General features: G+C 65.0%; 19 protein-coding genes and 2 pseudogenes. 8 read left to right on the top strand and 13 right to left on the bottom strand.

The window, feature by feature from the left end:
• Positions 1 to 72: 72 nt before the first annotated feature.
• Positions 73 to 897 (top strand): phosphoribosylaminoimidazolesuccinocarboxamide synthase, encoded by an 825-nt coding sequence (locus NVU01S_RS06595; RefSeq protein WP_043673723.1) that lies wholly within the window; start codon positions 73 to 75, stop codon positions 895 to 897.
• A 63-nt stretch (positions 898 to 960) separates the two neighbouring features.
• Here the strand turns inward: NVU01S_RS06595 and NVU01S_RS06590 are convergent, their stop codons facing one another.
• Genes NVU01S_RS06590 through NVU01S_RS06575 form a run of 4 tightly spaced genes read right to left on the bottom strand, consistent with a single transcriptional unit; the run spans position 961 to position 4,395 of the window.
• The gene (locus tag NVU01S_RS06590) at positions 961 to 1,446 is read right to left on the bottom strand and encodes an NUDIX hydrolase (protein WP_043673722.1); all 486 of its coding nucleotides are present in this window, start codon (positions 1,444 to 1,446) and stop codon (positions 961 to 963) included.
• A 58-nt stretch (positions 1,447 to 1,504) separates the two neighbouring features.
• Complete coding sequence (locus tag NVU01S_RS06585; RefSeq protein ID WP_052280808.1) at positions 1,505 to 2,749, bottom strand: RNA polymerase sigma factor; 1,245 nt, start codon at positions 2,747 to 2,749, stop codon at positions 1,505 to 1,507.
• Positions 2,746 to 3,147 carry a YciI family protein gene (locus NVU01S_RS06580; RefSeq protein ID WP_043673720.1) on the bottom strand — a complete coding sequence of 134 codons (402 nt, stop codon included), beginning with the start codon at positions 3,145 to 3,147 and terminating at the stop codon, positions 2,746 to 2,748. Before NVU01S_RS06580 ends, NVU01S_RS06585 begins: the two co-directional genes overlap by 4 nt.
• A 12-nt stretch (positions 3,148 to 3,159) precedes the next feature.
• Entirely contained in the window at positions 3,160 to 4,395 is a 1,236-nt protein-coding gene (locus NVU01S_RS06575) for an NAD(P)/FAD-dependent oxidoreductase (RefSeq protein ID WP_043673719.1), read from the bottom strand.
• Positions 4,396 to 4,573: 178 nt separating this feature from the next.
• Between NVU01S_RS06575 and NVU01S_RS06570 the strand changes: the two genes are divergently transcribed.
• A complete protein-coding gene (locus NVU01S_RS06570) occupies positions 4,574 to 5,221 on the top strand; it encodes a mycothiol-dependent nitroreductase Rv2466c family protein (RefSeq protein ID WP_043673718.1) in 648 nt (215 codons plus the stop codon).
• Positions 5,222 to 5,264: 43 nt separating this feature from the next.
• Here NVU01S_RS06570 and NVU01S_RS06565 read toward each other — a convergent pair whose 3' ends face one another.
• Positions 5,265 to 6,317 (bottom strand): M48 family metallopeptidase, encoded by a 1,053-nt coding sequence (locus tag NVU01S_RS06565; protein WP_043673717.1) that lies wholly within the window; start codon positions 6,315 to 6,317, stop codon positions 5,265 to 5,267.
• Positions 6,318 to 6,459: 142 nt separating this feature from the next.
• Between NVU01S_RS06565 and NVU01S_RS06560 the strand changes: the two genes are divergently transcribed.
• The 4 genes and pseudogenes from NVU01S_RS06560 to NVU01S_RS44775 all read left to right on the top strand — a co-directional run bounded on the left by NVU01S_RS06560 (position 6,460) and on the right by NVU01S_RS44775 (position 8,947).
• Positions 6,460 to 6,933, top strand: a complete 474-nt coding sequence (locus NVU01S_RS06560; RefSeq protein ID WP_043673715.1) for a ribose-5-phosphate isomerase — start codon at positions 6,460 to 6,462, stop codon at positions 6,931 to 6,933.
• A 12-nt stretch (positions 6,934 to 6,945) separates the two neighbouring features.
• Positions 6,946 to 7,440 (top strand): annotated as a pseudogene (locus tag NVU01S_RS06555) (DNA-formamidopyrimidine glycosylase family protein); the annotation flags it as partial.
• 47 nt (positions 7,441 to 7,487) lie between these two features.
• A pseudogene (locus NVU01S_RS45425) lies at positions 7,488 to 8,135 on the top strand (recombinase family protein); the annotation flags it as partial.
• 44 nt (positions 8,136 to 8,179) lie between these two features.
• The gene (locus tag NVU01S_RS44775) at positions 8,180 to 8,947 is read left to right on the top strand and encodes a recombinase zinc ribbon domain-containing protein (protein WP_043673714.1); all 768 of its coding nucleotides are present in this window, start codon (positions 8,180 to 8,182) and stop codon (positions 8,945 to 8,947) included.
• On the opposite strand, the gene NVU01S_RS06545 is transcribed toward NVU01S_RS44775, so the two are convergent.
• From NVU01S_RS06545 to NVU01S_RS06520, 6 genes are all read right to left on the bottom strand, one after another.
• Positions 8,944 to 9,138, bottom strand: a complete 195-nt coding sequence (locus NVU01S_RS06545; protein ID WP_043673713.1) for a hypothetical protein — start codon at positions 9,136 to 9,138, stop codon at positions 8,944 to 8,946. The two genes, NVU01S_RS44775 and NVU01S_RS06545, sit on opposite strands and share 4 nt — an antisense overlap.
• 18 nt (positions 9,139 to 9,156) lie before the next feature.
• A complete protein-coding gene (locus tag NVU01S_RS06540; protein WP_063048074.1) occupies positions 9,157 to 10,020 on the bottom strand; it encodes a replication-relaxation family protein in 864 nt (287 codons plus the stop codon).
• Positions 10,021 to 10,145: 125 nt separating this feature from the next.
• Positions 10,146 to 11,576, bottom strand: coding sequence for a type IV secretory system conjugative DNA transfer family protein (locus NVU01S_RS06535; protein WP_052280806.1), 1,431 nt, complete (start codon positions 11,574 to 11,576; stop codon positions 10,146 to 10,148).
• Entirely contained in the window at positions 11,573 to 12,739 is a 1,167-nt protein-coding gene (locus NVU01S_RS06530) for a hypothetical protein (protein ID WP_043673711.1), read from the bottom strand. Before NVU01S_RS06530 ends, NVU01S_RS06535 begins: the two co-directional genes overlap by 4 nt.
• A 706-nt stretch (positions 12,740 to 13,445) precedes the next feature.
• Positions 13,446 to 13,859: a hypothetical protein gene (locus NVU01S_RS06525; protein ID WP_043673710.1), complete on the bottom strand. Its 414-nt coding sequence runs from the start codon at positions 13,857 to 13,859 to the stop codon at positions 13,446 to 13,448.
• Positions 13,856 to 14,200, bottom strand: a complete 345-nt coding sequence (locus tag NVU01S_RS06520; protein WP_043673790.1) for a hypothetical protein — start codon at positions 14,198 to 14,200, stop codon at positions 13,856 to 13,858. Before NVU01S_RS06520 ends, NVU01S_RS06525 begins: the two co-directional genes overlap by 4 nt.
• Positions 14,201 to 15,084: 884 nt before the next feature.
• Between NVU01S_RS06520 and NVU01S_RS06515 the strand changes: the two genes are divergently transcribed.
• Positions 15,085 to 15,921 carry an NsdA family TPR-like regulatory protein gene (locus NVU01S_RS06515; RefSeq protein WP_483143702.1) on the top strand — a complete coding sequence of 279 codons (837 nt, stop codon included), beginning with the start codon at positions 15,085 to 15,087 and terminating at the stop codon, positions 15,919 to 15,921.
• An 8-nt stretch (positions 15,922 to 15,929) separates the two neighbouring features.
• Positions 15,930 to 16,412, top strand: a complete 483-nt coding sequence (locus NVU01S_RS06510) for a hypothetical protein (protein ID WP_043673708.1) — start codon at positions 15,930 to 15,932, stop codon at positions 16,410 to 16,412.
• 33 nt (positions 16,413 to 16,445) lie between these two features.
• On the opposite strand, the gene NVU01S_RS06505 is transcribed toward NVU01S_RS06510, so the two are convergent.
• Together NVU01S_RS06505 and NVU01S_RS42325 are read right to left on the bottom strand one after the other, a co-directional pair.
• Positions 16,446 to 17,258: an Fpg/Nei family DNA glycosylase gene (locus NVU01S_RS06505; protein WP_043673706.1), complete on the bottom strand. Its 813-nt coding sequence runs from the start codon at positions 17,256 to 17,258 to the stop codon at positions 16,446 to 16,448.
• A gap of 45 nt (positions 17,259 to 17,303) precedes the next feature.
• Positions 17,304 to 19,637 (bottom strand): N-6 DNA methylase, encoded by a 2,334-nt coding sequence (locus NVU01S_RS42325; protein ID WP_244467326.1) that lies wholly within the window; start codon positions 19,635 to 19,637, stop codon positions 17,304 to 17,306.
• Between the last annotated feature and the right edge of the window lie 203 nt (positions 19,638 to 19,840).

Genomic DNA, 19,840 nt, shown 5'->3' with positions numbered 1-19,840 from the left:
ACGATGCCACCTGGGTAAGGTTGCCCGCGCGGGACTTTTTTCCAGAACCCTATCCAGGAATGGAGCTGCGGAGTGAAGCATGTGCACGCCGGCAAGGTGCGCGACCTCTACGAGGACGGCGACACCCTGCTGCTCGTCGCGTCCGACCGGGTCTCGGTCTACGACGTGGTGCTGCCGACCCCGATCCCGGACAAGGGCGCGATGCTGACCCAGCTGTCCAACTGGTGGTTCGACTACTTCACCGACGTGCCCAATCACGTGATCTCGGCGACCGATGTGCCCGCCGAGTTCGCCGGGCGCGGCATCCGGGTCAAGCCGTTGAAGATGGTGCAGGTCGAGTGCATCGCCCGCGGCTACCTGGTCGGTTCCGGGCTGAAGGAGTACGAGCAGACCGGTGCCGTGTCCGGTGTCGTGCTGCCGCCGGGGTTGCGCGAGGGCGACAAGCTGCCCGAGCCGATCTTCACTCCGACCACCAAGGCGTCCGAGGGGCACGACGAGCCGATCACCTTCGACGACGTGGTGCACCAGGAGGGTCGCGAGGTCGCCGAGCGGCTCCGCGAGCTGACCCTGCACGTCTACACGCGCGGTGCCGCGCACGCCGCCGAGCGCGGGGTGATCGTCGCCGACACCAAGGTCGAGTTCGGCTGGGACGACAGCACCCTCACCCTCGGCGACGAGGTGCTCACCTCCGACTCGTCCCGCTTCTGGCCCGCGGCCGAGTGGGAACCCGGCCGCCCGCAACGTTCCTTCGACAAGCAGTTCGTTCGGGACTGGTCCACTTCGACCGGGTGGAACAAGGAATATCCGGGTCCGGAGATTCCCGCCGACATCGTCGAGGCCACCCGCCAGAAGTACCGCGAGGCTTACGAACTCATCACCGGCAACCCCTGGCCCTAGGCCCTGTCGCGAAGTCCCATCCGGCGCCGCCGCGGTCCAGCTCGGCCGGACTTCGAGACAGGGTTACGCCTGCGCGAGATGCTCGCGTAGACGTTCCAGATACGGCCGCTGGCCGGTGCCGAGTTTGGCCTGCGCGGTGGTGAGGTCGAACCAGTCGGCGCGGTCGATCTCCGGGAAGCTGGCTTGTTTGCCGGAGCGGGGCGGCCATTCCATCTCGAAGGTGCCCGGCACCATGTCGGTCAGGTCGAGGTCGGACTCGACGGCCCACACGGTGAGGGTCTTCTTGCCCCGGCCGCTGCCGTAGCGCACGTCGCCGAGCGGGATCCAGTCGCCCGGTGGCACGAAAAGTCCGAGCTCCTCGTGGAATTCGCGGCTCGCGGCCGCCCTGGCGTCCTCCAGCTCCGGTTCGTACTCGCCCTTCGGGATGGACCACGCGCCGTCGTCCTTCCGCGCGAAGAACGGGCCACCCATATGCCCGAGCAACACCTCGATCGTCTCGCCGTTCGTCCGCCGGAACAGCAGCACACCGGCACTGGTCTTATCCGTCACTCTCGCAGTCTGCCCCCACCCGCCGGCCGAACCACACTCGGCGGCGGCGCATGTCGGCTCACGCGTGCCGCAGCCGGGCGGCGCGCAGCGTCAGATACCGGTGCTCCGGGACGCTGTGCGTGCGTTCCGCGGCCGCGGTGTAGGCGGTGATCGCGGCGGCGGAATCGCCGGCCATCTCGTACAGATGGCCACGGACGGCGTCGAGCCGATGGTTGTCGGCGAGCTGGTCGTCGAGGGTGGCGAGGAGTTCCAGACCGGCCGCCGGCCCGTGCACCATCGCCAGCGCGACCGCTCGGTTCAAGGTCACCACCGGATTGTCCGAGAGCTTGTCCAGCAGCTCGTAGAGGGTGTGGATCTTGGGCCAGTCGGTGTCCTCGGTGGACCGTGCCTGCGCGTGCAACGCCGCGATGGCCGCTTGAATCTGGTACGGCCCGTCGAGTCCCGCGGCGAGCGTGCCCGTCGTCAGCGTGACGCCCGCGACGATCTGCGCGCGATCCCACAGCGCCCGGTTCTGCTCGGCGAGCGGGATCAGCTCGCCGTGCGTGCCGGTGCGGGCCGCGCGCCGGGCGTCGGTCAGCAGCATCAGCGCGAGCAGGCCGGTGACCTCGGTATCGGCCGGTACCAGCCGGTGCACGGCGCGAGCGAGCCGAATCGCCTCGCCGGACAGGTCCGTTCGGTGCAAGTCCGGGCCCGAGGTGCTGGTATTGCCCTCGTTGAAGATCAAATACAGCACGTGCAACACCGCGCCGAGCCGCTCGCGCCACTCCGCGGTATCCGACCCGGCGAACGGCCGGTCCAAGGTCGCCAGCTTCTTCTTGGCCCGCGTGATCCGTTGTGCCATCGTCGTTTCCGGCAAAAGGAAAGCCTGCGCGATCTCGGCCGTGCGCAACCCGCCGACCGCACGCAGCGTCAGCGCCACGGCGCTGGCCGGGGACAGCACCGGATGGCAGCAGAGGAAGAACATGGCCAGCGTGTCGTCCTGCTCGACCGGCATGGCGTCGGTCACCGTCTGCTCGAATGCCGTTGTCTCCCTGCGTCGCCGGGCCACCTCGGCACGCACCGCGTCGGCCATCCGGCGCTGTGCCACCTGGATCAGCCAGCCGCGTGGGTTGTCCGGCAGGCCCTCGACCGGCCACTGGGTCGCGGCGGCGAGCATGGCCTCCTGCAGCGCGTCCTCCGCGGTGTCGAAATCGCCGAAGCGGCGGACCAGCGCACCGAGGACCTGTGGCGCCAACTCGCGCAACAGGTCCTCGGCCCTCGCCGGGAGCGGTGTGTCGTCGGGCACCGCTCGCCGGTTGGTCACTGCGCGGTGGCCGGAGCGTGCATGACCGGTCGCACCTCGATGTATTCGCCGATCGGTTTACCACCCGGACCCGGGGCCGCCGAGGCTTGCGCGGCGATCTCGTAGGCCCGTTCCGGGCTTTCCACATCCACGATCCAGTACCCGGCCAAGAACTCTTTCGTCTCCGGGAACGGTCCGTCGGTCACCATCGGCGCGGAGCGGCCGTCGGAGCTGACGATGCGGGCTTCGGACGGACCGGCGAGCCCCTGCGCGTCTACCAGCTCACCCGACTTGGCCAGTTGCTCGCCGAGGGCGCGCTGAAAGTCTATGTGCGCCTGGATCTCTTCGGGGGACCACTCGTTGATCGGTGTGTCGCAGTAGGCGGGGGTGGTGTAGGTCTTCAGCAGCATGTATTTCATCGGATGTCCGTATCACAGGGGTTTCGAGGTGTCGGCGAGCGCGTCGGGGTCGGCCGGGGCGCCGTTCAGGATCAGTTCCTTGATCCGATCCGTCACATCCCACACGTTCACGTTCATGCCCGCGAGCACTCGATCGTCCCCGTCCAGCCAGAACGCGACGAACTCGCGGCCCGCGACATCGCCGCGGGTCACCACCCGCGCGTAAGCACCGGGCGCGGCGTAACCGGTGTACTCCATGCCCAGGTCGTACTGGTCGGTGAAGAAGTAGGGCAGCCGGTCGTAGCTCGCCTGCTTGCCGAGCATCGTCGCGGCCGCGACGGCGGGCTGGTTGAGCGCGTTCGCCCAGTGTTCCACCCGAATCCGGTGGCCCAGCACGGGATGCTGCTGCGCGGCGATATCACCCACCGCGACGATATCGGCGTCGCTGGTGACCAGATGTTCGTCGACGAGCACGCCCCCGTCCACCGCGAGCCCGGCGGCTTCCGCCAGCTCGACGTTCGGCTCGGCGCCGACGGCGACCAGCACCGCTTCGGCCTCGATGGTGCTGCCGTCGTCGAGTTTCACGCCGGTGGCCAGATCGGTCGCGATGCCTTCCCGGGTGGTGATCTCGCTGATCTTCGCGCCGAGCCGGAGGTCGACGCCGTGCGACCGGTGCAGCTCGGCGAACACCGCACCCATCTCGGGGCCGAGCGCGCCGAGCAGCGGCTGTTCGGCACTCTCGACGATGGTCACCTCGACACCGGCGGTGCGGGCCGCGGCCGCCACCTCGAGGCCGATCCAGCCCGCCCCGATGATCACGATCCGTTGTGCGGCGCTGGCGAAGAGTTCGATCAGCGTGTCGGAGTCGTTGATGGTGCGCAGCGTGTAGACGTTGGGCGCGTCGGCGCCGGGGATGGACAGGGTGCGCGGCGTCGATCCGGTGGCGAGGGCCAGCTTGTCGTAGGCGACGGTGGAGCCGTCCGGCAGTTCGACGGTCTTGGCGGCCGGGTCCAGGCCGGTGACGGTGGTGCCGAGCCGCAGATCGACATTGTGGTCGCGATACCACTGCGCCGGGTCGACGGTGAATTCGGCGAGCGCCTTCTTGCCGAGCAGATGTTCCTTGGACAGCGGTGGTCGCTCGTAGGGCAGGTGCTCCTCCGCGCCGATCATGGTCACCGACCCTGGAAAGTCGTTGGCGCGCAATGCTTCTGCCAGCTTCGCCGCGGCGAGCCCGCCGCCGACGATGACAAACCGCTGCCCCGAGCTCATGGCGGACTCCTTGTCGAGAGGGAACTGGACTCCTGCCGATCAACCCTAACCGGGCCGGCGACGGCATCGGCGGAAAACGCCGCGGCGGGCGGGAACGAATCGGCGCCCGCCGTGGTTGCTGGTGGTAGCGGTTAGGGGGACACCGCCCCGACAAGCCTGCGATTCGAGAGGACCCGCCGTGAGTGACAAAGGCTCCGCGAAGGATGTTGCCGATTTCTGGTTCGATCCACTGTGCCCCTGGTGCTGGATCACCTCCCGCTGGATTCTCGAGGTCGAGCAGGTGCGCGACATCGAGGCCAGGTTCCACGTGATGAGCCTGTCGGTGCTGAACGAGAACAAAGAGGGCCTGCCCGAGCAGTACAAAGAACTGCTCGCCACCGGTTGGGGACCGGTGCGCGTCGCCATCGCCGCGGCGCAGGAGCACGGCGACAAGGTGCTGCTGCCGCTCTACACCGCGATGGGCACCCGGATCCACAACTGGCGCGCCGAATACGAGCGGGACTCGCGCAAGGAGTCCCTGGCCGCGGTGATCGCCGACGCGCTGGCCGAGGTGGGCCTGCCCGCCGAACTGGCGCAGGCTGCCGAAAGCACCGACTACGACGAGGCGCTGCGCGCGAGCCATCATGCGGGCATGGACAAGGTCGGCCCGGATGTCGGCACGCCGACGATCCACATCAACGGCACCGCGTTCTTCGGCCCGGTGCTGTCCCGGATCCCGCGCGGCGAACAGGCGGGCAAGCTGTGGGACGCCTCGGTGACGCTGGCCGACTACCCGCACTTCTTCGAGCTCAAGCGCACGCGCAACGAGGAGCCCGAGTTCGACTGAGTAGCTCGGCGAGTGCCGCGGAGCGTTCCGCGGCACTCGTTCGTTACGGCACCGGTTTCGGTGGGAACGCCGGAGTCTGGCCGTACGAACTCGGATAGGCCGGCGGCGCGGCGCCGACCGGCGGGCTCGGTCGCAACCAGAGCTTGCCGTGCCTGCTGCGGTCGCGCAGCGCCCACATCCGCCAGGTCAGCACCGGGTGCGAGGACATGGCGTTGACCACCCAGACGAAGAAACCCTTTTCCAGCGCCGCCCGGTCGGCCATCTCGTCGAAGCCGACCAGCGTGTTCAGGTATTTGCCCGCGGCCAGCGTGGCCATCGCGGTGGGCGCGCCGGTGTGCCGATGGCAATAGCCGTGGTTGTCGGCGGTGTACTCCTGCGCGCGGATCAGCGAGTTGCCCAGGAACGGCAGGAACGGGACGAGGAACATGCCGAGCTGGCGCCAATAGGAGGTGTGGCCCGCCGCGATGTGGCCGACCTCGTGCCCGATGATGAACGCGAGTGCGTCGGGTTCCCGTGCCGCGCCGCCGATCTCGAACAGGTCGCTGTACACCGCGACGTAGCGGCGGAAGCCGTGCCCGCTGGCGAACGCGTTGATCTGACCGTTGCCGAGCACCACGTAGGCGTCGGGCACCTTGGCCATGCCGAAGCGGGCGGCGGCCTCGGCCACCATCCGGTACCCCTCGGGGAACTGGGTCGGCGACATGCGCACCCCATTGACCCGCTGGGTCGAGTAGGTGATGCCACGACCCACCCACAACAGCACCGGCGCGAAGACCAGCAGCAGCACGTACTGGTCGACGCTGCCGGTCACCAGCAGCAGCACCGCGATCGCGTACGCGATCACCGTCAGCGTGACGACCACGACGAGCATCGGGATCTCCCAGCTGTGCCGGGCGGGCATGCCGTAGGGCGAGAGCCCGCGCGGTTGCTGCAGGGGCGGCAGCGGCGGCGGCACCGGCGCGCCGGGGTACGGGCCGTAGGGCGCGGGGTTCGGCGGGGCACCGTAGGGCGTGTTCGGGACCTGCGCCCACCCGGCCGAGGCATACGGGTCGGCCTGCTGGCCCGTCTGTGGGGGCTGGGTTTCGTGCGGCTGCATGAAATGAACTCTATTCACTTGCTGGGAACCGGCGGTGCCGCGACGGCGCGCAGACCTCGGTCTGCCGGTCGCTCGCGGCGTATCTCTCGATTCGCGGCAGCCGCCCCCGGTGTTAATCGAGCCGCCTGACAGAATGCCTGCCATGCGCGTATACCTCGGTGCCGACCATGCCGGTTTCGAACTCAAGAATCTTGTCAAGGATCATCTGGAAAAGGCGGGCCACGACGTGGTCGACTGCGGCGCACTCGAGTACGACGCGCTGGACGACTACCCGGCCTTCTGCATCGAAGCGGCCCGCCGCACCGTCGCCGACCCGGGCAGCCTGGGACTGGTCTTCGGCGGCAGCGGCAACGGCGAGCAGATCGCCGCGAACAAGGTGCCCGGCGCCCGTTGCGCGCTGACCTGGAGCGTGGAGACCGCCAAGCTGGCCCGTCAGCACAACAACGCTCAGCTGGCCGGCATCGGCGGACGCATGCACTCCACCGAAGAGGCGCTCGCCATCGTGGACGCGTTCGTCACGACCCCGTGGTCGGAAGAGGAGCGCCACCAGCGTCGCATCGACATCCTGGCCGAGTACGAGAAGTCCGGCGACGCACCGGCGGTCCCCGCGTACTGACGCAGACCGGCTGTGCCTGAAGGACATACGCTGCACCGTCTCGCGAAGCTGCACCAGCGGCGGCTCGCGGGCGGTGTGGTGCGCGTATCGAGCCCGCAGGGCAAGTTCGCCGCCGGCGCCGCCCAAGTGGACGGGCAGCTGCTGACCAGAGCCGAGGCGTGGGGCAAACACCTGCTGCACCACTACGATTCGGGCCTGGTCGTGCACGTGCACCTCGGCCTCTACGGCAAGTTCTACGATTCCGAGCTGCCGATGGGGGAGCCCGTCGGGCAGGTGCGCATGCGCATGCTCGGCGCGCCCGACGGGCAGCCCGGCTTCGGCACCGACCTGCGCGGTCCCACCGCCTGCGAAGTGCTGCTGCCGCCGGAGGTTTCGGCGTTGACCGATCGGCTCGGTCCCGACCCGCTGCGTCGCGGCGCCGACCCCGAGCGTGCGTGGGCCCGCATGCACCGTTCGCAGCGGCCGATCGGCGCGCTGCTGATGGATCAGAAGGTGGTCGCCGGGGTCAGCGTATAATTAGTTACACCTGTTGACCCCTCACCGAGGAGGCGGTCATGCTCGATCTGATCTTAGATATCTACGCCCGCGTCTCGCGGTTGGGCGACGACCGGCAACGGTCCACGTCCGGCCAGGTAGAGGACTGCGAGGTTCGTGTCCGGGACCGGGGCGCAGAAGTCGGAGAAGTTCACGTAGACAGCGGCCGATCGGCCTGGAATCCGCGGGTGCGTCGCCCGGCATGGGAACGGCTGATGGAGCGCCTCGAATCGGGGGCAACCGGTGGCGTGATCGTTTTCGATATGGCGCGATTCTCGCGACGGCCGATCGAGGGGGAGCGCCTCATTCTCGCGGCTGAACGCGGGCTGGTGATCCTGGACAGCGAGGGTGAATATGACCTTGCAACTGCCAACGGGCGCAAGACATTTCGCGACCAATTGAACGCTGCTGCGTATGAATCCGACAGGTTGTCCACACGATCGAAACGCGGCAAGCGGATCAAGGCGTCGCGAGGCGAATCGAACCACAGCCACCGGCCGTTCGGCTTCGAGCCGGACGGCGTGACCATCCGCGAGCCTGAAGCCGTCGTACTGCGCGAAATGGTGGCTCGCCTGCTGGCGGGGGACAGCAAGAACGAGATCGTGAAGGACCTCAATGCGCGCGAGGTGCTGACATCGACCGGGCAGCGGTGGTCAGCCGAAACCTCAAACAGGTTGTGCAGCGGCCCCGTAACGCTGGTCATGTCGTCCATATGGGTGAGATCGTTGCGAAGGCAGCGGGCACGCCCATCGTTGCCGAAAAGGACTGGGACAGGCTCATGGCGCTGTTCGCATCCCGGCAACGGGGCCGACCGAACTCGGAAACCTATCTGTGCTCGGGGCTCGTGTTCTGCGACCTCTGCGGGCATCACCTCAGCGGGCGGCCCAAAGCCAATCTGCGGCCCTACCCGGATGGAAAGATGCGGCGGCAATACTGGTGTCAGAAGCGTGCGATTAATGGCGGCTGCGGCAAGATCACCATCGACCAGCGCGAATTGGACAAGCACATAGGCGCGATCGTTGTTGGCATCCTGGCAGACCCCCGTCACGCCGAGGCGGTGGAGGCAGCATCCAAAGCCATCGAGGAAGCGCGCCGACCCCTCATGGCGGAACGCGCTGAGTGCGAGCAGTTGGCCCTCGAGCTCTCAAAGAGGTTGGGCCGCCGCCAGATAACCGTGGCCCGGTACGACGCGGCCATGGACCCCTTGGAACAGCAGATTGCCGAATTGAATGCCAAGCTCGACGAGATCGGCACCGTCCCGGACGGTCCTGTATCCGCGGAAGACGCAAAGGCATCGCTTGATGAATGGACGGCCCGATGGAAGGCGGCTACCACAACCGAGAAACGGGGAATGTTCCGCCAAGCGCTTACCGGGAAGCGAGTCGTGATCAAGACAGCCGTACGCAATGGGCGCGCTCATTTCGACCCGGGCCGGATTGCGATCGAGGACGTCAAGAAGAAGAACAGAGGGAAGAGCTAGGCTGCCCGACGCTCGTCGATTTTGCGGACTATGGCGGCGACGGCGGCAAAGTGTTCGTCGTTCATGGCGGGGAATCGGGAGGTGATTCCCCGCCAGTAGTCGATGAGTTCGGCGTCGAAGCTGAGCTGATCGGGTTCGGTGCCCGGCTGGTCGGCCGGGCCTTCGTTCTGTGCGGGGGTGTCCTCGGGCATAGTCGCTGTCCCTTTCGATCAGGCGGCGAGTGCCGTGGGTTCGGTGAGTGCGATCAGCCGTTGGCGGTCGTGGCTGCCAGCGGGCAGCCACACGGGCCCCGCTGGGCTCATGGCGTCGATATCGCCGGTTGCCGTGCTCGCCACGGCGAGTCCGGCGGTGAGCGCGGGTTGTGCGCTGAGGTGGCGATGAAAGTTGTTCTGCCGCAGCTCTCCGGTGAATACGAAGAGCACCGGCAGGTTCATTCCTGCTTGTGCCAATTCTCGATATCGGCCGAGCTTGCCTACGAGTTCTTCTATCGTCTCGGTGCCGTTGTCGTATTCGAGGAAGAAGCGTATCCGTTTTCCGTGTTCTTCCCAGTGGCCGTATCCGTCAGGCCGCACGATGTTCGCACAGATTTCGGCCGTGTCGCGTTCGTTCCACCATTCCAGAAGCTCCTGGCCGTCCTTGTTTCGCGCGTCGAATTTCAGGTGTGAGAAGAATTCATTTATGCCGAGCAGGTGATCGAGTCGCTGGGATCGGGATAGTCGGAGCATTTTCTCGTGTGTTTTGCTGGCGGTGGGCAGCGTGTGCCCGTGGCTGGCGGCGATGATCATCGCGCCGAGCGGTCCGAGGGTGTAGCGCCACGGCAGGGTGCCGGGGCCGGGGCATGACCGGAAGCGCCCGATCACGCCGCGTGCGGTGAGCTTGGCAAGCCGTTTCCGTGCCACGTTCTCACTGGCGAACAGCAACCGCGCGATCTGCGTGGAAGTGAGAACGTGATGAGTGTCGAGCAATTCCAATAGCTCGATATCGCGGGAGGTGAGTTGTCGTTGGGTGGTGATGGCGTCGGCGGTGGTGATCCTGTGTCGGGTGGCTATAGAAGCCAGTGGGGGTTTCGTCATGGCGAGCCGCCTCCGTTGCCGAGCTGGGGTGATGGTTGACCGGGAGTGTCCCGTTGGGTGTCCCACTCTTAAGCGGGACACCCAACGGGAGGGCTGTGGGACACCCATTGGGAAACCCAATGGCCTCACGCTGCCGACCCTGGATCGAATTTGCGTTTATACGCGTCCGACAATTCGGTCCGGTGTTTAAGTAGCGTCCGCTGTTGCTGTGAGAGGCCGGTCAAATTCCGTGCCGCAGTCCGTAACTCGTCCGCGCGTCCCGCTATTTCGGACGGTAATGGCACGGTGTCCAGGCTGAACGGCGGAAAGGCTCTGCCGTCATGAATGATACGCGCGGTCACTTCGTAGCCGGGCCGGTTCGACAGATCCGCTGGCTGAAAATAGGGCGCGAAATGCGGCCCGAATTTCCGGCCGTCGTCCGGAGACACGGTGAACACGATCTTATTGCGGGCGTTCGCGTCGATCGCTTCCCGCATTTCCGGCGGCAATTGCGCCATGTGCTGGTGCGCGAGGACCAGCGACACCCGATAGCCGCGCGCCTCGGCCAAGGCGTCATCGACGCCGATCGGTAAATGCAGGAAATTGTGGCATTCGTCCACGATGATGGTCGCGTCGAGCCGCTGATCGGGTGATAGTCCGGCGCGGCGGGTGATCGCCGACCACAACCCCGACAACAGCAGCGACCCGACGAGTTGACTGCCGTAGTCGGTGATCTCGCCCTTGGGGATTCGGGCGATGAGTATTCCGCCGTTCAGGATTTCGGTCAGGTCGAACGTGGAAGCCGGGGCCGCGAGCAGATCCCCGGCGAAGCGGTGCGACAGCACCGACCGCAACCGTGAGACCACCGGCCCGTACAGCTGTTGGCGTTGCGGGTCGCTCAAAGCGTCGTAGCCGCTCCAAAACCCTTCGAACCCACCAGGTTCCCCGTAGCGGGTGGTGATGGCGCGGTGATGGCCGCGCACGGTCAGCAGCGGTATCACATCGGCCAGGGTGGAGCCCGGACGGCGGGCCGCAGTCAAGCACGCCGCCCGGAAGATCTCCTCCATACGCGGTCCCCACCATTGGGCGTGGGGTTTGCGGAAGGTGCCGATCACGGTCTCGGCCGCGAACTCGCGGCCCTCGAGGTCATCGGCCAGCCCGGCGGGGGCGGCGAGCACGTTCCACGCCGGGGGCGCGTCCCGTTCGGCCGGGTCCAAGATCACCAGCCGTTCGGCCGCATACGCGGGCAGCCGCGCGAGCACGTTGTTGGCCAGATCGCCCTGGCAGTCCAGCAACACCACCCCACGCCCGGCGGCGGCCTCGGCCAGCGTCAGGTTGGCCAGCCACGTCGATTTCCCGGAACCGGTCACCCCCGGCACATGGACGTGATGGCGTGCGCCCGCCACCGTCAACCCGATCATGTCGCCATCGGTGGCCAGTCCCAGCGGCTTGGGTGACTGGCGGCGCACGTCGTCTGGTGTGGCCAGCCGTAGCCGGTTCACCAACGGGTGATCGCCCGAAGGCTGCGTGTTGTCATCGGGATTCGCGGGCTTGTCGAAGCGTGGCGAGTCGTTCATTGCTGATCGTCCTTCCAGTCGGGGATGCGCGGGGCGCGGCGTCCGGCGGCGCGGGTGCGGGCGGGGCTGGTGTCCATGCCGTAGGTGCCGCCATGGGCCGGGAGATGCCACAGCGCGGCGAGTTCGGCGACCGTGGCGACGAATCCCGGCCCCGGCCGCCGGGCGGCGATACGCCGCGCGGCGCGCGCGACCCTGCGCGTGATCAGGCCGTCACCAGCGGTGACAACCTGGTCATAGCCATCGGTCAGCCGCGTGACCGCACCGCGCCGATAGCGGGCCGGGACCGACCCCGCCACACCCGCACGCACGGTCACCCGCAGATGCTGCCGATCCGTCTTCTTGACCACGACGTCTCGAAACCATTGCGCGGCAACCGGATCGGGATCCTGCGTACTCCGCGCACGATAACCGGTGCGGGCAGGGGCCGGGCCGGGCTGAAGGAAGTCCAGCAGTTCCCGCAGCAGCCACAGGCACAGCCCGCCGGTACCGTCGAGCACCCGCACACCCAAGCCGCGGGAACCCGTGCCGCGCTGCGCGGCCACGATCACCTGAACGACGGCGGTCTCACCCGGCCCGCGTTCGGCCAGTGCGGTCAGCACCTGCCCCAACGGGTCGTAGTCGTCCGCGTCCACCACCCGCCTGGCGGTCGCGTCCACCAGCGGTGACCATTCCCCAGCGCGCGGCGCGATCTCTCGCCCGCACACCCCACCGCGTCCCTCCAGCGTCGGCGGTGGGGTCACCTGTTCGACCTGCGCGCCGGGCCACGCGCCGAGAATGGCGGCAAGAACGTCTTTCGGCGCGAACGCGGGCGGCACCCACAGCCCTACCGTCGTCGCGTCGTCGGTGGCGAAGAACTCACACGCCACATGCCGCGCCCGCCACGGCCGGCGGTGAGTCCGGTGCAGCATGCCGGCCAGCGACCGGGCGAACCGCTCGCCCGCATCCCGGCCCATCGTCGCGGGCACGGTGACCTGCAACCACACCGCCTCCCGCGCCTCCCGGCAGCGGTACCAGCCGACCAGCCAGCCCAGCACCAGCCGCGCGAGAACGAAAACCACGGCGGCGATGACCAGCCACCGCCAGCCCAGGTTGATCAGCCGCCAGACTCCGGCGGACAGTCCCTGGACGAACGCATCGAGATTCCGACCGAGCTGCATGATCATGCGAATGCCTCCCGCCAGCGCACCTGACACGGGATAGACGGAGGGACCTTGCTCATGGCTACTCCTCGGATCGTGGCCGTAGATTTCTCGTGCACCCAGTACTGGCACCCCGCTGCCTGAAAATCCGGGTAGGACGGGATAAAGATTGGGATAGCGCCCGCCCCACCACCGCGCGCCGGGCGGCCCATCGACCACCGGCACCGAACGCTGCGCCGAACTTCACGCATCGCAACCTCCTCGGCTCGTCGGCATTCTTTTCTCCTCGTGTCCTCAGCAAAGGCAGGAGCTCCCCAACGTTCGACAACCGATCGGAAGGGTGCGGGACACCCCTCCTGACCTGCTCCTAACCACGGCGTCCGACTTCTCGCGCGATATGACACAGCGGTCCTCCTTCCCGGCGAATTCGCTAAGTCCTCTCGCCCGGTAGTTGCACGGGGGGGGGCCTGTTTTGCGACACCGGATCACAAAACGATCGGGACACCGGTTGGTATGACCTACACATGGGGCGAGCCCCCAGCCTCGAGGCTGGGGGCTCGCGTAGAACCCGGTAGTTCTCGTCCGGATTCATTCGGTTGTGGCAGTACATCTTGCGGTGCTGCTCGAGCACCTCTCGGTCGAGGTCAGCGGAACCCCGAGGTGTCGGGGGACCGTCGCAGTGTCGGATTCCGGTGCAGGACGGGCTGTGACCGCGTGAACTAGCCCCGGCTCACTGGGTGATCCAGCCGGGTTTGTCATCAACCCAGATGTCCGGGCGCGGAATGTCGCCGCGACTGATCCGCAGCCAGAGCCCCGCGTGCGCGATCCCATGGCGGCGGCACATGGTCACCGAGTCCGCCGCATCGATCGTCGGCTCAGGCCAGCGCCATTCCGGTGGAACTGGTCCGGCACCGGCTACGACGATCGGTGCCCACGTCTGGATCATGGGCAGCGTCCATCCCGGCCAACGGCCGATCATGACTACTGGCGGCGGCACCCAGTACGGGCCGTGCACGCGCCATCGCTGGAGCCGGTCATAGGGCACGCCCGCCTCTCGCGCGAATCGGCGCAGCCCGAGGAAGCAGCGGACACCGACATCGTAGGTACCGCGCGGCGGCGATATCGGGACCAAGGCGGCCGTCACCGTGACCGCATTTCAATGGTCGTGTCCGGCGGAATGATCCAGCGTGCGTAGGTGTCGTGCGGATCGACGGTGATCACATCGACCACCCGCACCAGCTCGTCGGGCACCGTTCCGCCGAAGTGCTCCAGATTCGGCACGACCACCGCCTCCGCGCGCATCCGGCGGACGACGTTGATCAGCCGTTGGATGGGGTCTTCGATGTGCTCGCTGAACACGACGGTTTTCGCGAGCGTGTAGCCGAGCCGTTTGGCGAGGCTGCGGTTCTGCATTTCTTCCCACTGCTGGCGTGCTCCGGACACATCGCTGCGCAAATAGCCTATGGCCCTCGGGGTTTCGAACATCGTCACCACCGCCTGGTTGGCTCATATGCACGTCGGCGCTCTGCTGCAAGGCGTGCCTGTATGTCGGCAACGCTGGCCCCGGCTCGGTGCTGCGCCGGATGGGTTGCGCGGCTGGATGATAGAGCTGCCGCGAGCATCACCATGGCAGCCAATGTGATGGCGAGGATGACTTCCATGTCGGGCTCCTTCGGATTCTGCTCGGTCAGATTTGGCGCTGTGACCAGCGTGTCTCCGGGTTTGCCGTGATTGAAGGTGACGCCAGTGCACGCGGGTATACGCTCGGTTCACGCATCTCCCCGCACAGGTGAGGTAATGGGTATGCAAGAGGCATGGACAGGTGCCGACGCAACCGCGCTGCGCATAGCGCTCGGGGTCACCCAACCCGAGTTCGCCGAGCGCACCGGCGTCGCGTTGAGCACGGTAAAGAAGTGGGCGCGACGCGGGACCACGGTTACGCTGCCGTCGTTCTTCGGCGAGCTGATGGAAACCCACCTCACGCGCGCTACCCCACAGCAGCGCGCCAAATTCCTGGCCGCCAAGAAGAATCGCATTCAGATCGTTCTCCCCGGTGATACCGATGATCCGGCCGATTCCATTGCCGCACAGTGGGAACCGGGCGTGTGGACCGCCGACTGCACGGCGATTGCCGATGACCTCACCCGAAAGGACCTGATGGTGGATCGCCGCCAAGCCACCCGCGCTCTGCTTGGGGTAGTCGTCGGAGCCAACCTGCTTGAACCGCTCGAACGCTGGCTGCTCTATGGAACCGGCCAGTCCGCCACTCCGACAGTGACTTCGGCGTGCCGAATCGGGGTGCAGGAAGTCGAGCAGTTGGAGATGGCCGCCCGAGTATTTCGCGAGTGGGATGACCAGTACGGCGGGGACTGCGACGCAAAGCCGTCATCGGCCAACTCAACGAGGTCAACGAACTGCTCACGCAGACTCAGCCGCCGGAAGTTCGCCGTCGTCTCACAGGTGTGCTTGCTCATCTCGCCGAAACCGTGGCGACGATGTCGTGGGATTCCGGACAGCAAGCCGCTGCCCAGCGCTACTACGTGCTCGCAGTCCGGGCTGCACGCGCGGCAGGTGATTCGGCCTTCGCCGCCAACTCTCTCGCGGGCATGGCGCGACAACTGCTGTATCTCGGCCGAACCGCCGATGCTCTGGAACTCGTGCGCCTGGCACAGGATCAGGCAGCTGCGGCGACACCGACTGTCCAAGCCATGCTGCGCACCCGCGAAGCGTGGGCCTATGCCCACCTCGATCGCCCCTCGGCATTCCACCGCGCCTGCGATCGAGCCCAGGAGACCATGGCCGAGGCAACACCGACGATCGACCCCTACTGGATCGGCTACTTCGACGCCTCGGAAATGGCAGGCACCATCGGCGGTCGTCTCCTCGAAATGGCGCAGCGCGCACCAGAATTCGCGAGCGAGGCTGCCGAGCAGATCGACAAGGCGATCGTGTTGCGGCAACCCAACCGGTTGCGCAGTACTGCACTGGACCAACTCGGACTGGCGGAGGCCCGTCTGATCCAGGGCGAGCTCGAGGAAGCGTGCCGACTGGGGCACGCCGCCCTGTCCACCGTCGAACAGACCGCCTCCGATCGCGTGCGGGTCAAACTGCGGGAGATGTTCGCGCGCACCGAGTATGTGGCGGACGTTCGCGCGGTGGCCGAGTTGCGGGACAGGATGCGCGTGCTGGTCGCCGACCCGGTATAGAGAAGGGCATGACTCGCATCGGCGTCACCGGGCACATGAACATCACCGCGGATTCGGTCCCGCTGGTCTACGCGGAGATCACCCGCATCCTGGCCGCCGCAGGAGATCCAGCCGAACTGATCGGTGTCAGCTGTATCGCGCGCGGGGCCGACAGCGTCTTCGCGCAAGCCGTGCTCGATGCCGGTGGGCGACTGGAAGTTGTTCTGCCGTCCCGCAACTACCGGGAGCGCAAGGTCAAGCCGGACCACGCCGAACAGTTCGACACTCTGATGTCGCGCGCGGAAACCGTGCGCGTAATGGACTTCGACGATGCGGGCACGCAAGCCTACGAGGCAGCCAACGAGGCCGTCGTAGGAACGTGCGACCGGCTGATCGCGGTATGGGACGGTCAGCCCAGCGAGCAAGGCGGCACCGCCACAGTCGTGGAACTCGCGAGGGGGAAGAACCTTCCCGTCGATATCGTCTGGCCGAGCGGTGCGGCCCGCAATTGATGCCCAGCGCCAAGGCGGGCGCTCGTTGTAGGTTCAGCAGGGCTGGCAGGTGGGGCACCAGAACAGGTTTCGGCTCTCCATCACCGCGTGGAGGACTGTCGTCCCGCACAGGCGGCAGGGTTCGCCGACACGGCGGTATACATAGGTGCGCGGTCGGTCAGCGGCGTAGGACGGTGCGCCATGGTCGTGTTCGGACCGAACCACGTGCATCTTGCCGCGTTGCACTCCAACCTGCATCAACTCCACCAAGTCGGCCCAAAGCTCGCCCCACTCTCCCGTCGACACCTCACGGCCGGGACGATGCGGGGAAATACCATGCCGGAACAGCAGCTCAGCGCGATATACATTGCCAACTCCAGCAATGACGCCTTGGTCCATGAGCAGTGCGCCGATGGGACGCTGAGAGCGGCGAATGCGCTGCCAGGCGAGGTCCGGGTCGGCATCACGGCGCAACGGATCCGGGCCGAGGCGGGCGACGAGGGTTTCCACCTCAGATTCATGCAAGATCTCGCACGCGGTAGGGCCACGTAAATCGGCACCGAAGACCTCGCCGGACCGGCCCGCGCCAATCATCCGCATACGCACTTGCCCGACCGGATCGCCAAAGGGTGCAGTAGATTCGGTGAACTTGCCGTACAGCCCGAGGTGTACATGCACGACCAGCCCCGATGCGTAATGGTGCAGGAGATGCTTACCCCAGGCGTCAGCCTGGGTCAGCATCTGCCCGTCGATCAACGCTGCGCCGTCGGCGAAACGCCCTTGGGGGCTCGATATTCGAACCACTCCGCCAGCGAATCGTCTGTGGTGCAGTTTCGCTAAGCGGTGCAGGGTATGGCCCTCAGGCATGAGTGTCCGTCACATCACATCCTGACGCGTGGCCCGCACGGTAGGTCACGAGATTGCACCACCGAAGGGCAACTCTCGTGCAATCTGCGACATTCTCTTCCAGTCGGGCTTGCCATCATTTGTCGACGGAAGAAGTACGGTGCTCTCCTTCATCCTTTCGAGCGTCCACTTGTACCCATACGTAAATCGACCTCTGCCATGTCGAATTACTCCTGCCACAAATAGCAAGGCCAACTTATCCTGTTCATCCTTGGGAACCAAGACATTGACATCGTCGCAGGCGAAGAACGGTTTATCCTGATAGAAGGCGCATCCGACCGAAGCGCCATTGTATGGCACTGTGATCGCTCCTGAATCAAAAATCGGAGCCAGGCTGACCATATCGGTAACGCCATTATTCCTTTCGGATGCGCCAATAAAGCGTGTTGTTCCAGAACTCCGGTCTGCTTTTGTAACCCGACGACCTTTGTGGATCTCGAAGATGTCTCCAAGTTTAAACTGTAGCCATTTGTCGGAGTTTCCGCGTATTGGGTCCGAGTCATGCTCTTCGTCTCCGCCCAGCGCGAACATTGCGTAATCTCGTAGTACGGAGGTGATTTCCCCTTTTGAAAGGGTGGTGTAGTCTGTCTGCAGGTATGCTTCAGCGATCCACTCATCGTCTGGGCCCACTCGGCGCATTGCGGATTCACCATCGTGAACCTCTCGATTGCGGAATATCTCGATCCAACGATCGCGAATCTTCGGCCATTGGTGATCGCGATCGATCCGGCCATGGTTCTTTACCTTGACGTATCCGTCCTCGCGCCAAAGGCCGAACCAAGTCTTTCTGCCCGACCTTTCGTGTGGGACTCCTGCAGTGAAAACCATGACGCAAGTAATTACGCCAACGGGGTGAAATATCTCCGGTGGCATGCTCATGACAGCTTCCAGCGTATGCTTCTTCATGAGATTGGATTTATGGATACTCGGCGTCGTAGCGCATGAGACTGGCACGATGGCCACACCGCGCCCGTGCGGCTCTAGGCAGTCCAGCATATGCTCGATGAATCGCAGCTCATGAAGGTCGGCCTTTGATTTTGCGTAAGGCGGGTTTATGAGGCCAACCGTAGGTTTGTGAGACTGTACTTCCTGGGTTATTCCCTTATCGAAGCAGGATCCTTGATGAAGGTTGGCCTTTCCGTCGCCACGAAGAATCATATTCGATGCCGCAAGTGCATACATCGTTGCCTGTTGCTCGATGCCGATCAAACGGTTCTTTTTGATGTCTTCGACTTCGGCTTCGGTTGTAGCATTTCCGATCATCTTCATCATTGAGCTGATTAGAAATCCACCTGTACCCGCGCATGTATCAAGGACGATATCGCTCTTGTCTACATTGGCGATGAGAACGAAAAGCTCGGTGAGATGGCGCGGAGTCAGAACGATGCCGAGACCCTTGCCATCTCCACCTGTGTACTTCAAAAATTCGCCGTAGAACTGGCCCACGACATCGAAATCGTGATAAATGGTGAGAAATGGGAGAACCTGATCCGCCAACATCGTAATGATCGCGTTTAGCAGACCCTTGGGGTAAGTCTTTGATGATTTACGCAACTCCGGGTGCACTTCGATTGCGCTGAAGGGTTGCGTCATGTTCTTGATCTTCGGCACCGGGAGTTTCGCTGCCTTGGCTTCCTTGATGATAGTTTCCATCCAGTAGCCTGGCAGTTCGTGTGCTGGATACTCCTGATAGGTGCGCGCGAATGTCCTATTGGATAATGCGAGGAGCGTGCCCGCAACGGTGAGTGGCTTCTCTTTTTCCTCAAGCTCGGCTTCGTCGCGCATGAACCGATGCATTTCTTGGCTAAATGCAATCAGGTCTGAAGACCGTTTTAATCTGACGGCGGGGTCGTATGCGGCCGCCTTTACGAGATCGTGCATGGGAACCAGTTCATTGATTTCCGCCCCGGTGGGGGAGATCAAAGATCGTGGCTCCTGTTGTCCTTGGGGGATTAGGAACGTCGACCAGCGGTTAGATTGCGGGGTTCCACTTACCGCAACTGCGATTACGGAGTACTTGCTGCTTAATGCCAGGGCGTAATGAAGTACGCCATCAACGGCGTAATCTACTGGACGATTCCGGTCTTTTGATACATGTTGACGAGTGGAGGCTTTGCACTCGATGACGACAACTACGTCCGGAGTGGCCGCTTCAGTGATGATGAACTCAGGATAGCCAGCTCCACCTTTGCCGGTCTTGCTTGCTTTGGCTAAGATTGCTCGAATCGCAGCCACCTCGCTCTGCTGCTTCTCTACAAATACTTCCTCTGGCTGGTCGTAGAAGCCTAGCTTGCGGAGGATGCCGTCGACCATGTCCTCGGTGATGCGCTCGTTAGCCACGGCAGTGATAGTATCGGGAGCGTTCTCAGTCAGGTCTGGTACCACGACTGCGGACGTTTCGTAGATGATGGTCCTCCTTGTAGCCGGATCGTGGTCTATCGCGAAACATGCGGCAGCGCTGTCTGGTGTCACCGCTTGCTCGTCGAAGCGATGGAGCGACCATCAGTATCGGATACGGGAACGGTCTAGCCTGGTGAGCGACG

Source organism: Nocardia vulneris (assembly GCF_001613425.1).
Taxonomy (GTDB): domain Bacteria; phylum Actinomycetota; class Actinomycetes; order Mycobacteriales; family Mycobacteriaceae; genus Nocardia; species Nocardia vulneris.
This window is presented reverse-complemented; position numbering and strand designations above follow the sequence as displayed.